The sequence below is a fragment of the Fervidicoccaceae archaeon genome (genome assembly GCA_038734945.1).
GTDB lineage: Archaea > Thermoproteota > Thermoprotei_A > Sulfolobales > Fervidicoccaceae > ARK-14.
Window position 1 is genome coordinate 185,473 of record JAVYOA010000002.1, and the last position, 13,640, is coordinate 199,112.

The following is a 13,640-nucleotide window of genomic DNA, read 5'->3' on the forward strand; positions in this document are numbered from 1 at the left end:
CCACATGTCCTCTCTGAGAGCATATGCTGAGATAATGAGGATCCCAAATTCGCTCATGATGGGTTTAGCTGTAATTGTTGGAATGGTGATCACGGATCCCAAGTCACTAATTATGCCTGGAGCTTTCACAAAAGTTATCTTGGGCTTTCTGGTTGGATTTCTGCTAACCTCCTCATCCATGGTTTTCAATGATTATGCAGATAGAGAGATAGATGCTATTAATGAGCCCTCGAGACCAATACCAAGCGGGAGAGTGGCCCCAGCCGTTGCTCTATTTTACGGGTTCATCCTGGGCTTTTTGGGGCTGCTCCTCTCCGAGATGACTGGGTCAAGCACTCTGTTTTTGGCCGCGCTAACCTTTGCTGTGGCACTTCTCTATAACTTTAAGCTGAAAAGGTACGGCTTCTTAGGAAATCTATGTGTAGCTTATACGGTTGCTGTTCCGCTTTTATACGGATCCCTATTATCCTCTGGAATGAATCTTAAAGTTCTTCTCTATGCATCGATGATTTTTCTTTCAATTGTCGGTAGGGAGATAACAAAGGGAATAAGCGATGTTGAGGGGGATTCGAGAAAGGGTGTGAGGACTGTTGCTGTTAAATATGGAAGCAGGACCGCCTCATTGCTGGCTTTTCTCTTTTTCCTGGCAGCTATCTCCCTCTCCCCTCTCCCATTTCTCCTGGGCCTAACAAATTTTCCATATTTGATCTTAGTTTCGATAACTGATGCCATGCTTTTCTATTTATCTTTGTTGCTTGTGAAGTTTCCTGATAGGAAAACGGCTAAGATGGTGAAAAACAGAGCACTAATAGCCATGGCAGTTGGCCTCTTGGCTTTCGCTTTGGGCTCAATTTAGAACTTATATCTCAATTTCCACATGTGCTGCCGAGCTCATTGGAGGTTCGCTATCCTTTATCTGGGATATTATGAATTCGTTTGGATCACTCATTGCTTCATCCATACCCAGTACTGCTTGAAGAATATCTTCCTCAGATGGAGGTTTCCCGCTAGCAATGAGGCGGCCATTAACATAAATTGAGGGAATTTCGGATGTCAGTGGAAATGAGCCTGCACTCAGATTGATGTAAGTGCTTTCCACTTCCACATCAATGAGATAGCTGATTAGGAGCTTTTTTTTAGCTTCAAGAACAGTCATGAGAGCTTGAGAGCTCGCCTCGCTCCAGTCCATTATAATTGCTATTTTTGGAGAAACCTCGCCTCTAAAGCCTTCCGATGGAATGGTGTGGCGAGCAGTTTTCAATTGTCCAACCACCTTCTGAGCAAGAAGCATAACTTCACTATGAAAGATCTCAGGTTTCTTCTAGTTTTAAAAGGGAAAAGACACATTTTTTAAAGAAAAATAAAAAAAGGCTTTGTGCTGTTAATTTGTTTTATCCGATGAAATGAGCTCCTTAAGCTTCTTGTATTCCTCAAGAAAGAGCTTACCCTTCTCTGTAATGTAGACCTTGCTGTCAATAATCAAATGTCCTTCCCTTTCAAGTTGCTTGAGATATTTCATCATTATCTTATAATCCAGTAGGGCCCTGTTTGCTAGATGTGTCAGTTTTATGCCATCACTCGGTATTGATGAAAGAATGTCATATATTATTTCCAAATAATTACGTTTCTGTCTGAGCGGTATTTGCGAGCTTTCCACAAAGTTGATCCTTCTTTCCTCCATCATGAGACCCCTCATGTTTTTGTAACAGTAGCTCAATTACAGATTGTGTTCTACATAGATATAAAAAATATCAATGTACATGGTATTTTTCACAATAAGTAAAAGTAATATATTTATATTTTCTCTAGAAAATCAAGCGAATAGGCTTTCTCCGCATCTTCCCTTGTAACTTTCACTCCTCCACTTTCCATTCTTGTTGCCGAATCTAAAGGTACAAGCCTCCATCCCTGCTTTCTATCGAAATATACTGCTATTAATCCAATTGCGTTTGAGCCTGCCCTCTTTACCCATTCCAGAACCTTCTCGACCTGATGCTTTTCTATGTAAACAGCATTACTGCTTCTTCTCGTTTTCACTTCAATAACGAGGATCCTGTTGTTCTTTGCAGCTATTATGTCAGGCTGATAGGTTTTCTTTGCCTTGGCTCCGCTTGCTGGTGCCCTTATTGTTGCATAACCCATATCCCAGAGCTTCCTGACCAGATCCCTCTCCTTCTGAAATCCCCTTCTTCTGTTCTTTCTGTGATAGTCGCTCATTTTTTTCACACTATAAAATAATTTTATGTTATTTTTGTTCCTGTTCTCTCTTTATCATTTCCTCTACTATATCATAGCCATATATAGCTTTAAGCTGCTCTCTTCCTTCCTTTGTAATCATTCTTGGAGACCATGGAGTTGATAAGTCTAACTCTACCCTAACATCTTTTGCCTCTGGGACTCTGTTCCTTATTTCGTCCTCCACGGCAGAAGATAAACTAGTCATTAGGGGACAAAAGGCTGTTGTTAGACCTAATCTTATGAAGACGTCTCCCTCGTCGCTTATTTTCAGTTCATAAATCAGGCCAAGATCGTAGACATTGACAGGTATTTCAGGGTCGTAGACTTGCCTCAGCGCCTCTATGACTTTCTTTTCCAATTCTTCCTTATTCATGGTATAACTCCGAGAGTTTGCTTATCTCTTAAAATAATATATCTTAAATTTATATTTAAATCGGCTTATTCTTTGGATATCTCATCAAGAACTTGTGCAAGAAGCCCCCTAACTTTGTTGATCTTCTCCTGCAGTTTGCTTATTTTCTCTTCAGCCTCCTTTAGTTTTTTCTTAGTATCATCTTCCTCATGAGAGAGGTGAACGTTGGATAGCTCTAGGATTCCTCCGCTAGCTTTAATCTTTTCATAGGTTTCCTTCACTAGCCTGGATGCCTCAGTCTTTCCACTCAGATGATTTCTAATTGTGACCTCACTCCTGCCAAGCTCATCTGCAATTTTCTCTACTGTATATCCCCCTCTTTCTCTTGCCAATGAACCTGCTGCCACTACAAGTGAGTCGAGCCAGGTTAATCTATCCTCTGATGTTCTAATTTTCTCCAATACATCCTCTCTGAGGAGGGTCCCGATCAGTAGAGCGAGCTCAAGCTTCCTAACTTCTTCCTTACCCATCGGCTTGAGAGGTATGCTCTCGCTCATTCTATTTCACACCCCCAAAAATCCTTTTTTAACTTTATTTAGTAGGTTATAACCTATAAAGATTTTTCTGAAAGAAATTTCAGTCTAAATAATTTAGGGAAAATAGAAAGAAATCATTCTGATTTTTTCATTTTTCTTTTCAGCAATATGAGAGATAGTGAGGGGGTCATTACTAAGAGAATTGCTCCCAAAATAAAGAGAAAAAAGCCAGGTGTTTCATTTAAACCAATTATAACTGAAATTCCTATGAGAAAGAAGGCGATGAGAAAGAAAGGGATCTGAAGGAGAAAAAAATCTCTAAGTTGTTTTTTTGCCTTTTCTCTACTCAATTTTACCACCAAGAACTCTAACAATTTCTAGCAATCTTTCCTTAATTTTAACAATATCTTTCTGAAGATCCTCGGCACTGTTGGAGGAGATCATTATCTGGACTACTATGTAAGGTTCTCCTTCCGTTCCTCTTGGATGGGTCTTTATATATGCCCGGGGAAAATCCCTGACTAATGAGTTGAGATATGGCGCTATTGCTGATTCCATTATCCCCCTTATTCCAAGGGTTTCCTCTGTAACAAGATTTCTATTCCATACAGAGAGCTTAGGCTCAATCCATTTCTCGAATATTGAAGTCATTTCCTTGGGAACACCAGGCAGGGAAATAATATAGGAGTTTCTAGCTTTGAGGAGCATACCAGGAGCAGCTCCAACAGGATTTTCCAGAGGAACAGCGCCTCTGGGCATTTTTGCCATTTTCAGTCTTTCCTCTGTCAACTCCTTCCCCAACTTATCATAGTAAGATTTGACCATCTGAAGAGCTGAGTCATTTATCTCAAGCGGAAGAGATAGTGCTCTGGATATCATTGTGAGTGTTGAATCATCATATGTTGGTCCGAGTCCTCCAGTTGTTATGATTACCCCCACACCTTTTTCTATGCCCCTAATCAGCTCTTCCTTGAATTCTATATAGTCATCTGGAACAACGATTACTCTTCTGACAGCATAACCCAGAAAAGTCAGTTTTCTTGCTAGCCAGCTCGCATTTGTATTCTGTGTGAATCCTGTGAGTAGCTCTGTTCCTAGGTTTACTATCCAAGCGTTAAAATTTGCTGGAGGTTCTTCGAAGTTGAGCGTATTCTTCACCCTTTAAGGAGGAGAAGATCATCCACATGAGTAACATCTTTAAGTGTGTATCCATACTTCCTCTCAAGAAAGGCCCTTCTAAGCTCCTTGACATCTGCGGATACCTTATCTGGATCCTCCTTCAATATCAGTATTCTCTTCATCAGGTTTGCTATCTCGATCATTTCCCCTTTTCCCATTCCATACCTCGTCATTTCCTGAGTACCGAGTCTTATTCCGCTGGGATTCTGCACAGCATCTGGAGGATCGTTTGGAAGCAAGTTCTTGTTGGTAATTATGTTTGCCCTCTCCAGGAGCTCAGCGCACTTCGCTCCTCCCCCTTGCTTAGAGACATCAATCACCACCTGATGGCTCTGCGTATAGCCGAGGTTCTCTCCAAGAACCTTGAACCCCTCTTCTGCTAGTGCCTCAGCAAGAGCTCTAGCATTGTCCACTATTGCAGAAGCATATTCCTTTCCAAACTCCATCATTTCCAGATGGGTCACCAATGTAGCTGGGATTCTGTGCAGATGATGATTGCTGAGGAAGTAGGGAAAGATTGTCTTGGAGACTGCCTTGTAGAGGGATTCATCGCTAAATGCTATCAATCCTCCTTGTGGACCGGGGTATGTCTTATGCGTGCTAGCAGTCACCACGTCTGCTCCTTCCTTCAACGGATTTCTCCATTTTCCTCCTACTATCAATCCAAAAATATGAGCGGCATCATACACGACTTTAATGCCCTTTTCCTTTGCAGCCTGTGATATCTCCTTCACTGGATGGGGGAATAGATACATGCTTCCGCCAAGCACGACGAACTTGAAGTTCTCCTCTCGCAGCATCTTAACTGCTTTGTCCACATCCACATTCATCCTCTCCTCATCATATGGCATGTAGACTTGTGTCATGCCTAGTGCTCCAAGTGTGCCGAACTTCGTGTGGCTCACATGGCTCCCGGCTTGAACGGGGGCTATGAGTGCTCTGTCCCCCGGATCCCCTAGAACTCTGAACACAGCAGCGTTAGCTATTGTTCCGCTAATTGGTCTTGTCTCAATGTACTGAGTCTCGAGAGATTTTCCTATCATTTCTGAGAGCATTATTTCTAGGTCATCAATATACTTTGTTCCCTGATAGTACCTCTTTCTCGGTTTCCCCTCAGCATACCTGCTCATGAAGTCACTTAGGTAAACAGCCTCTGCCAGCTCGCTCATGACGTTCTCGCTTGCTATTAAGTTGATTGACTCCTTTCTTCTCCATCTGTTGTTCAAAGCAACTTTTGAGACAACATCATCAAGAATTTTTCTTGTGTCAAACAATATCCTCACCAGATACAGTTTAACAAATTATTAATAAAATAAAATAAGTATTTTCATCTGTTCTGAAATTGATACAGTGCTATTCACTGCTGCAGTCAGGCTGAGGGACATCGATGTTCTTTATGGGTTTTCCCTCCCTTGTAGGAGGGGCAAGCCAATCTACAACTTCATGAATTCTTGGATGAACCACTGTTACAATAACGGGACCCAATGGTGATTCATTCTCATTGCTCACAAACGAGATCCTACCAGCTGCTAGTGCCTGTTTGTGCATGAGAAAAGTGAGCGTGTCCCCATGGATCCCGCTCAATAAATACTTTCTGGCCGAATCGAGGATCCTCTCTCTTCTGAGCATGCTATGTAGCTTAGTTAGTGATGATAGGCAGGGGGAGGTTGCTAGAGCAACCCTTCCCATCTCTTCGCCCTCAATTCTTACGTCTGTGGAAGTTATTATGGATTCTATCAGTTTCAGTATCACTTCTTCCTTCTCAGTTGGTTTTACAGGTACTTCCACGCGGACTCTGAATTGCATTTTTCTATCCTCTCCATGTTTTTTTCTAGAGCGATTTCAACATCCCTTTTTGTACCTTCGTTAATGATGAGTGTATCGCACAGCGCCAAGACAGTCCCAAGTCCAAAGGAGAGCTCCTTCATGTCTCTCTGGAGAAACTCCTCGAACTTCATTGGATCTCCTGGCCTGTTTCTCTCCCTGATCCTCTGGAATCTAAGCCAAGGAGGAGAGTATAAGGCAACAACATGAATGCAGTTCCAAACTCTTCCGAAATATTTTATTTCATGTATGCTTCTCACTCCATCTATAACAATGGGGGGTTCAGTATCCTTGATCCTCTCTATCAATAGAGCAGCCACGCCTGCTGGACCGTATTTGCTCCTTATCTCCTCAGCTATTCTTAGCATGTTCTCCTGTGTTTTTTCGACTCCTCTCTCATCAGCAATTTCTCTAACCACATCACCCATGCTGAATGATTTATATCCTTTCTTCCTCAGATATGATGTTACGATAGATTTTCCTGAACCAGGCATCCCAGCCACAAGGACAACAGCTTTACTGCCCATGTAGATCTTCCTCATGTGAGCAAGGGAGAGAGCAAACATTCAAGAGCTGGATTTATGCGAAGAGTTAAAAAATTTTGACATGAGGAGGGGTGCTACTGCTTTCTAGGGGGTGTGCGAGGACGAGAGGGAGTTGGTTCAAGATCTTCATAGCTCTCCTCATGTTCCTGGTAAGTATCATCTCCAAATTTAAGAAGCCTTTTTTTCTCTGCATATTCTTTTAGAATGTTCTCATCTAGGTCATACAGCCTCCTATCGTCAACATCGATTCCTTTGCTACGAAGGAAATCCAATAGGTCGTCCAGCAATCCAGCACTGAGAATTATCTCTATTATTTCATCCTTAGAATGAATTTCGCTCATTATTTTCACCATCCGAATTCAGCAATGCGAACTTGCCGACTAGAAAAAGGAATCTCTTGCTCAAGGTTTATTAAATTTATTAAAGTTAGTCAAACATAAACTTTCCTCTGTAGTAGAGTTTTTCTAATCTATCTAGCTCGTTTGAACTCCTCAGCCCGATGGTGATATGTTTGGCCAAGTGCAGCAGAGCAAGACTAATTGAGAACAAATTTGTATGTGAGGATTCTCAAGAGAGAATAGAGTTCCTGGATGGACTGTACAGGACTAAGAAAGGATCAATGAAGGTTTCCGATGAGGAAGGGAAAGAGCTGGACTGGCTGGAGATAATGCGCATCAGGTCTAAAAGTGATGCCAATTCATGGATAATTTTTTCGGTTTATTATGACCTTAGAGAGAGGGGGAGAAGCGTGAGAGAGGGTCCTTTTCCCAATACGCTGGAGCTAGTTTCTGAGGGAAAGCCCTTCGCTCTTGTTTTTGTCGTTGAGGAAACCATAAAGTTCAAAGTGAAAGTTCTATCCGATTGGCTCGATCTATCGAGAAGGTTTGGAAGAGAAGTAATTATAGCTATAGTTGATAAGCATGGAGATGTGTCCTATTACACTATGGAGAGATTCTCATAGCTCTCCATTTATTATGGTTTGTCTCCTAGAAACCTTCTCTCCATCAATTGTTAATTCCCTTCCCTGTATAGCATGATTTTCAGAATTCTAATCGTGCTTGGAAAACAGAAACAGCTTTTTCCTAACTATGAGATCAATTTCCAGGAGATCCCTCTCTAACAGAGGAAGGGTTAAAGCGTTTTTGTCAGTTACTTTTCCCTCTTCCTGGTTTATTTTCAAAGATTCTATATAGAAAGGTGGATGGATCCTCATTCTCAGGGAGCTCAGAGACGTGATGGGGTTTGAAATTTCTGCTTTGATTCTCCAACCTCCTTCCTGCTCCGCAATCTCCAGATTTCTCACTAACAAGCTGGGGGGATCTATCCTGACATCCGGTGCGATATCTGAGCAAATTGGGATAGGAAAGTCAATTAGAGATCTAAGTCTATGAATTAGGGAGAATTCAGGAATGTGTGAAAATGTCATATATGAGGGGGCTCTGGTTTCGATTATTATTTCCTTTCCCTCATCTCTGACGAGAATTCCCTCTGAAGATGCAGCTGTAAATGTTCTAAATGGCATGTTTACTGAGATGAAGTTACTAACTATGCTTTCATTCAGTCTGTCGCTTACAACGGCGTAGGGCTGTATCCAATAAACTCTTGGATTAACTACGCTTTTTCTTATCGATAATTCTATGTTGGGGTCTACGTAGTACTCTTTTTTATCTGTATCGGAGAGAAGAAGAGCATTTTCACATAACCAGATTGGAGCCCCCCAATAAGCTGTTTGAAGACAAGAACCTAAGTTTTCTGCAGAAGCCCACTGAGGAAGTTTTGGACCTTCGGTTCTTTTTTCTCCATCTATTGCGCTTATGCTCTTAGAATCGCTCTTCTTGAAAATAGATCTTCCTTCTCTCTTTATAAAGAAGAGCTTGTCATCAAACCTAACTGCTGTCCAGGTTTTATAGATATTCGGAAAATAGAGATAGTCAGTATCTGAGGAGCAATTAAAGTTAAATTTTGCTCTGTTAGGTCTCCAGCCTGTATTTCTTAGAGGATCTTCCTCCTCCAGCCACACTCTTTTGTCCCCATCACACTCTTCAAGAAACTCTATATGATCGCCATTCCAATCAACTATACCGCAGATACCTTTGCTGGTTAGCTTTTTCACTATGAGGTTTCCTTCATATGGGTTTCTTCTAATGATCTTCAGAAGCTCCCTGAAGCCAAGCAATGGATCTTTTTCATTTTTCAACTATAAACCCTCCTAGACTGTGAAGTGCGCATTCTCTTAAAAATTTGTCCTACTTTCCTTTCAACATCAGGCTATTGTTTAAAAAAAGTTTTTATTGCTGGAGCTTAGACTTAGCTTTTCCTTTTTATCTTTTCGGCTTCCAGCTCACCCAGGCAAGATCCCATGTTTTTAAGCAACTCCACCAAGTATCCCAGTCCTTTCTGAACTTTGGGATCTCTCATTTCTTTCAGAAGTCCTAAAATGCCCAGGCGGGGAGCCTTCTGGGGTGATGATGAGGAAACCGTGCTTAGGAGGCATAGTGCTGTATCCTCTGTATTCTCTTTCAAGTCAGCTATCTTGTCCGAATTCAACCTCCTGGAGGCCTCAAGCATAGCTCCAAGCAGGACTCCCAGCCTAAGAAGGCTCGTATCAGCCTGCATCCCGGAAAGCGCCTTCTGTGAGTCGGATAGCATTTCCTTCAGCATTCCCAGAATACCAGATTTCTTTAGCTCTACAGCTATTTCCAATAGATCCTTAATGGCTTGAATTTCAATTTCATTGGAATCGGATTCCATGACTATCACCTATCAAAATTTAAATCTATCAAGCCAACCCTTGTAGAAGCCACGCTTCACCAATCTCATTGCAAAGTTCTCAGCGATATTGTAGCAGTTGCTCCAATCATATTTCTCTCCTTTGAGCTCAATTTCACAGAGGCCGAGAAAACCCTTATCACCGCAATAAGCTACACATGCTACTGGATGAATTTCATGTATATCCTCCACTCCGTACTGCTCATTTAAGAACAAGGTGGCTGCTTTATATGTTGCAGTGTCAACGAAGACTCCAGCAGTTCCAAGCCCGACTGGAGGCATTGAATGCTCCCCTGTCAGGAAAATGTTCTCATGTTCAGGGTGTCTGAAATCCTTTGTCCTCGCCTTCACGAATCTTTTGTCTTCATCAAACAGAAATACAGGATCTTCGAGAACTTTTGGAGGCCTTGGAGGGGGAACTTTTATCAAGAGATCATAATTTTCCTCATAGTTCCTAGTTATTACTAGTTTCCTTTCATCATCAACCCTCTCAATCCCATCGTGAGTTTTTATTTCAATTTGATGCTTTTCAAAATACTTCTGCCAGAGATTGCCTATATCCTTCCCTAGAGCCCATGAAATGTCTCTTCCATCATGGATTTTTGGACTAAGTATTAGGATCTCTGCCTTAATTCCTCTTACCTGGAACTTGTGTCCAAGAACTGTTGAGAACTCCATTGGATATATGCCACATCTGAAAGGCAGTTCTGGAACTGTCAGCACAACTTTTCCTCCTCTGAAATTCCTTATGGCCTTGTTCAGCTCCAGAGCACTTTCCGGTTCATAGTTATGAAAACCAGCTCTCTCATATCCAGGTATAGCATCCCATCCATTCCTCAAGCCGAGAGTAACAAAGAGATATTCGTAGTCCATCGTTCTTCCATCATTTAGATGAACGCTGTTCTTCTCTGGATCAATTTTTGTGGCTTCACCCTTCACAAACTTTACGCCATAGCTCTCTAGAGAATAAAGCGGGGCTCTTGTCTCATCGATGGATATCCCCTCCAGAGCTATATCCATCCAAAGGGGAGGCATGTAGTGCCATTCATCCCTGTTTATTACCACGATGTCCATGTCCAGATTGTGCTTCCTCTTGGCATCAGCCAGCGCAAGAGCAGCAACTACTCCACCAGCTCCTCCTCCCAGAATAACAATTTTCTTTGACAATCTCATCACCCTTCATATTTGGATTCGATTAATAATATAAAAAATTACAGTGTGAATATGATAGCTGGAGTCGTGCAATCTTTAAAGGAGTTTAATTTTGTGAAGTTTTTCAAGATTTTTTACGCTTCACTTTCCCTTCAATCCTGTATGGGTTCTCGGTGCTATTCCTAGAATTAACTGTTTTTTGGGGCTGATGACCGCTTCCCGCGAAATACATTTAAAAGCAGTTAGACAGAGTATTTCTAAGATAATCCCGGTGGTATTACCTAGGGAATTGCCCGTTTTAGTGCGATTTTTGTTTTTAATTCTAATGAGTGCTCAATGGTAATATAGAGCTGTTCTTGGTAATACTGTTAGCATAACTTCTAATTATTATATAGTATATTATGCTAGTTTTGGTGATATCTTGCCAATCGTATATAGATGCAGAAACTGCGGATATGTTCTTCACTATTTACAGAAGGTTGGACAGGATTACATAGGGATTCCTTCAATTAATGAAATAATGAGCAAGCATGGATACATATGTCCTAAGTGCAAGACAAAGCTCTCCAAACCATCTCAGGAAGATATTTTGATTACCACAATAGCAGTTGCTAAGAAAAGGGGAATGATACCTGTAAGAATAGGTGGTTCATACTACGTTCCAATGAGCATTTTAGACAAGCTAAAGGGAGAGGGCTTAGTGGAGGAAGAAAGCTAATTACTTGGAGAGAATGTGACTTATTTTTTCCAGAATTTTTTCATCCGGTTTATTGAGTTTTCTCAGTTCCTTGTAGGACTTAGCTATTTCCAGAAGTTCTCCAATGTCTTTTTCGGATAAACCCAGCTTTTCTTTCAGAGTAGATGAGATGATGTTTTTTGAAAAGAAGAGCTGTGAGAGAACTTGAGTTAGATTGGATGCACTCCTACTCACACTTGCGCTTCCGAAATCTATGAAAATTGGGGTTTCCTCAACAAAAATGACATGTTCTCCTACTCTGGAGAGCTCTCCATGAGCGATCCCAATGTTATCCAGCTCTACTGCTGCCTCAATCAGATTAATCAGCTTCCTCGATAGCAATTTTGGCTCATCCTTATCCACAATTTCCTTGACAATATTTCCACTAATCCTTTCCATCAGGATGCAATATCTTGTATTCGCGAAGGCTCTAGGAGCTATTCTCTTTTTGGATTTCCAGCTGATAAGCCTGAGAATGTTTGCTTCTCTGTCTGCCCTGAGCATTCTATCGGTTCTCGAAATTTTGAGAACGAGATCGTCCTGAAAAAGAAAAATCGCAGAATCTGTTCCCTTAGAGAGAAACTCGAGCTCTCTTTTTTCCATTAGTAGAACGCTGCAGTCCCAGGTAAGCATTTGGCATTGCTCTTTATGGTGTGGAGGATAGCAAATCGAAGTGGCCATATTACCATCGTACCATCTTATGAAAAACTTCTCTTATATTTCATGACCAGAAGATCCTTTTCGATTGAGGTAGGAAGAAGAATGAAGACGGAAAGCATATAGCATAAGGTTACATATCATTGAAGCCAGAGAGGTATAAGAAATTTCTACTATCTAAGAAGCAGTGCTTGCCTATATTTCTACGCATCTCATTGAAAGAGAACTCTTTCCTCAGTTTCTCCCCTTAGTTCCTGGAGATATCTGGGCAACAGCCACCTGGGCTTTCCAATCTGAAAAAGGAGAAGCCATCTAGATGCTTCATCCTCTGCAGACATCTTTTCGCTATTCAATCTGTACAGTCTAATTTCTCCACTCTTCAGATCTCCAGCCAAGACCTCATCTAGCCTATCTTTTAGGAGCTGCAGAGGAGACCTTTTGTAGCGGATGTAAAGGGCATGAAGTCTTCCGTCATCTTCGAACCATGGTCCAGCCATTGGAATAGTCATGTACTTTTGAAGAAATTCAATGGAGTTCTCCTTTGTAAAGAAGGGAGGACCATTAATGCTGCCTAAGGGCTCCAGCATCTTTTCCTCGATTAAGCATGCTATAAGCGCTCTCTCTCTTTCATCTGTCCAGCAGTCACAGCGAATGACATTGAAATTGTTTCTCTCTAGGATTCCTCGAATTGATTTGGATGACCTCTTGAGCTCCCCCCAGAGAATGTCCGGATGAGGTGTGCTCTTTAGCTTGACATCTAGGACAACTGTGTGGTCGCTGTAAATTTCCAGCGGCAATTTTTTCGCCTCTTCGAGAAGAAGCAGCTCCGTTTTCTGTGAGAAATAGTACAAGCTGGGTCTTTCTAAATAGAGAGTTGAAGCGAGAGAAAGTTCTGCCATTTTTTTCCGTGTTAGAGCAGCAGCTACATTTCTTAGGGGATCGGCTGGATCTGGTAGTATCATGGGTGATTCTGGGTATCTTTTTCTGAGCTGCTTGATAGTATTCTGATCTGACTCAAAGCTAATAATTACATGAGATCTCCATTTGGCTGCTTCATCCAGCAGTTCTCTGAAGCCTCCAAATTTAATAGTTAAAAGCTCAGCAAGATACCCGGAAAAGCCTCCAACCTTAACTTCTGCACCATACACACCTGTTCCCTTCATGAATGCCTTGACTAGTCTTATCTCATCTCTCAAATTCTCATCAGTGTGCTCTAGAACAAATTTTGTATGCAGGGGGGTTCTATCAACAGCTGTCCTTGGTCTACCGCTCTCCTTCATTTTCAGTGATGGGACAATGTCAATGTTGAAACCATCCTTAGACAAAGTCAAATAGGGATGCTCAGCATATGAGATTCTGGGATTTAGATCCGCCATTTCCTTAGCTGCTTTTTCAACGATTTTCTTGAAATCCTCCCTAGACATTTCCTCTTCAAATATTACGAAGATGTCCATTTCCGGATCATTTCTGAGCCAGGTGTCCTTAGCAATGCTCCCTTGAAGGCGAATATCGAAGGGAGAAGAGTAGTTTGATGAGAGTATTCTCTGCATTCTCTCCCTTATGTCTTCGAAGGCTTTCTGAGCTCTTTCCTTATCTTCATCTCTCGGCTTTACCCATCTCAGAACTCTCAGCTCTGGTTCGGCAATGGTCAT

The 13,640-nt window shown here is 41.7% G+C and carries 19 protein-coding genes; 3 read left to right on the forward strand and 16 right to left on the reverse strand.

The features are described 5' to 3' along the window. The first annotated feature begins 4 nt into the window (after nucleotides 1–4). Nucleotides 5–856, forward strand: coding sequence for a UbiA family prenyltransferase (locus tag QXR92_02220; protein ID MEM0318825.1), 852 nt, complete (start codon nucleotides 5–7; stop codon nucleotides 854–856). A 3-nt stretch (nucleotides 857–859) separates the two neighbouring features. Here the strand turns inward: QXR92_02220 and QXR92_02225 are convergent, their stop codons facing one another. The 11 genes from QXR92_02225 to QXR92_02275 form a co-directional block, all read right to left on the reverse strand. Beyond that, nucleotides 860–1,261 (reverse strand): hypothetical protein, encoded by a 402-nt coding sequence (locus tag QXR92_02225; protein ID MEM0318826.1) that lies wholly within the window; start codon nucleotides 1,259–1,261, stop codon nucleotides 860–862. 120 nt (nucleotides 1,262–1,381) lie between these two features. Next, nucleotides 1,382–1,681 (reverse strand): winged helix-turn-helix domain-containing protein, encoded by a 300-nt coding sequence (locus QXR92_02230; protein MEM0318827.1) that lies wholly within the window; start codon nucleotides 1,679–1,681, stop codon nucleotides 1,382–1,384. A 113-nt stretch (nucleotides 1,682–1,794) separates the two neighbouring features. After that, nucleotides 1,795–2,217 carry a Holliday junction resolvase Hjc gene (gene hjc, locus QXR92_02235; protein ID MEM0318828.1) on the reverse strand — a complete coding sequence of 141 codons (423 nt, stop codon included), beginning with the start codon at nucleotides 2,215–2,217 and terminating at the stop codon, nucleotides 1,795–1,797. A gap of 28 nt (nucleotides 2,218–2,245) precedes the next feature. Then, nucleotides 2,246–2,611, reverse strand: a complete 366-nt coding sequence (locus QXR92_02240) for an iron-sulfur cluster assembly protein (protein ID MEM0318829.1) — start codon at nucleotides 2,609–2,611, stop codon at nucleotides 2,246–2,248. 65 nt (nucleotides 2,612–2,676) lie between these two features. Continuing rightward, nucleotides 2,677–3,147 (reverse strand): transcriptional regulator, encoded by a 471-nt coding sequence (locus QXR92_02245; protein MEM0318830.1) that lies wholly within the window; start codon nucleotides 3,145–3,147, stop codon nucleotides 2,677–2,679. Nucleotides 3,148–3,260: 113 nt separating this feature from the next. Continuing rightward, nucleotides 3,261–3,476 (reverse strand): hypothetical protein, encoded by a 216-nt coding sequence (locus tag QXR92_02250; protein MEM0318831.1) that lies wholly within the window; start codon nucleotides 3,474–3,476, stop codon nucleotides 3,261–3,263. Beyond that, complete coding sequence (locus tag QXR92_02255) at nucleotides 3,469–4,284, reverse strand: nicotinamide mononucleotide deamidase-related protein (protein MEM0318832.1); 816 nt, start codon at nucleotides 4,282–4,284, stop codon at nucleotides 3,469–3,471. Before QXR92_02255 ends, QXR92_02250 begins: the two co-directional genes overlap by 8 nt. After that, nucleotides 4,281–5,579: a serine hydroxymethyltransferase gene (locus QXR92_02260; protein MEM0318833.1), complete on the reverse strand. Its 1,299-nt coding sequence runs from the start codon at nucleotides 5,577–5,579 to the stop codon at nucleotides 4,281–4,283. The genes QXR92_02255 and QXR92_02260 overlap by 4 nt, the downstream gene beginning before the upstream one ends. A 79-nt stretch (nucleotides 5,580–5,658) precedes the next feature. Then, nucleotides 5,659–6,111, reverse strand: a complete 453-nt coding sequence (locus tag QXR92_02265; protein ID MEM0318834.1) for an RNA-binding domain-containing protein — start codon at nucleotides 6,109–6,111, stop codon at nucleotides 5,659–5,661. Next, nucleotides 6,078–6,656 carry an AAA family ATPase gene (locus QXR92_02270; GenBank protein MEM0318835.1) on the reverse strand — a complete coding sequence of 193 codons (579 nt, stop codon included), beginning with the start codon at nucleotides 6,654–6,656 and terminating at the stop codon, nucleotides 6,078–6,080. The genes QXR92_02265 and QXR92_02270 overlap by 34 nt, the downstream gene beginning before the upstream one ends. Before the next feature lie 92 nt (nucleotides 6,657–6,748). After that, nucleotides 6,749–7,015 carry a hypothetical protein gene (locus tag QXR92_02275; protein MEM0318836.1) on the reverse strand — a complete coding sequence of 89 codons (267 nt, stop codon included), beginning with the start codon at nucleotides 7,013–7,015 and terminating at the stop codon, nucleotides 6,749–6,751. A 170-nt stretch (nucleotides 7,016–7,185) separates the two neighbouring features. Here QXR92_02275 and QXR92_02280 point away from each other — a divergent pair, with 170 nt between their 5' ends. Then, the gene (locus QXR92_02280; GenBank protein MEM0318837.1) at nucleotides 7,186–7,635 is read left to right on the forward strand and encodes a hypothetical protein; all 450 of its coding nucleotides are present in this window, start codon (nucleotides 7,186–7,188) and stop codon (nucleotides 7,633–7,635) included. Between the two features lie 87 nt (nucleotides 7,636–7,722). On the opposite strand, the gene QXR92_02285 is transcribed toward QXR92_02280, so the two are convergent. The 3 genes from QXR92_02285 to QXR92_02295 all read right to left on the reverse strand — a co-directional run bounded on the left by QXR92_02285 (nucleotide 7,723) and on the right by QXR92_02295 (nucleotide 10,610). Further along, a complete protein-coding gene (locus QXR92_02285) occupies nucleotides 7,723–8,871 on the reverse strand; it encodes a hypothetical protein (GenBank protein MEM0318838.1) in 1,149 nt (382 codons plus the stop codon). 110 nt (nucleotides 8,872–8,981) lie between these two features. Beyond that, nucleotides 8,982–9,425: a DUF1641 domain-containing protein gene (locus QXR92_02290; protein MEM0318839.1), complete on the reverse strand. Its 444-nt coding sequence runs from the start codon at nucleotides 9,423–9,425 to the stop codon at nucleotides 8,982–8,984. Between the two features lie 12 nt (nucleotides 9,426–9,437). Further along, nucleotides 9,438–10,610 carry an FAD-dependent oxidoreductase gene (locus QXR92_02295; GenBank protein ID MEM0318840.1) on the reverse strand — a complete coding sequence of 391 codons (1,173 nt, stop codon included), beginning with the start codon at nucleotides 10,608–10,610 and terminating at the stop codon, nucleotides 9,438–9,440. Nucleotides 10,611–11,016: 406 nt separating this feature from the next. Between QXR92_02295 and QXR92_02300 the strand changes: the two genes are divergently transcribed. After that, entirely contained in the window at nucleotides 11,017–11,313 is a 297-nt protein-coding gene (locus tag QXR92_02300; protein MEM0318841.1) for a hypothetical protein, read from the forward strand. Here the strand turns inward: QXR92_02300 and QXR92_02305 are convergent, their stop codons facing one another. Together QXR92_02305 and cca are read right to left on the reverse strand one after the other, a co-directional pair. Next, nucleotides 11,314–11,964, reverse strand: coding sequence for a hypothetical protein (locus tag QXR92_02305; GenBank protein ID MEM0318842.1), 651 nt, complete (start codon nucleotides 11,962–11,964; stop codon nucleotides 11,314–11,316). 236 nt (nucleotides 11,965–12,200) lie between these two features. Next, nucleotides 12,201–13,640, reverse strand: a complete 1,440-nt coding sequence (gene cca, locus QXR92_02310; GenBank protein ID MEM0318843.1) for a CCA tRNA nucleotidyltransferase — start codon at nucleotides 13,638–13,640, stop codon at nucleotides 12,201–12,203.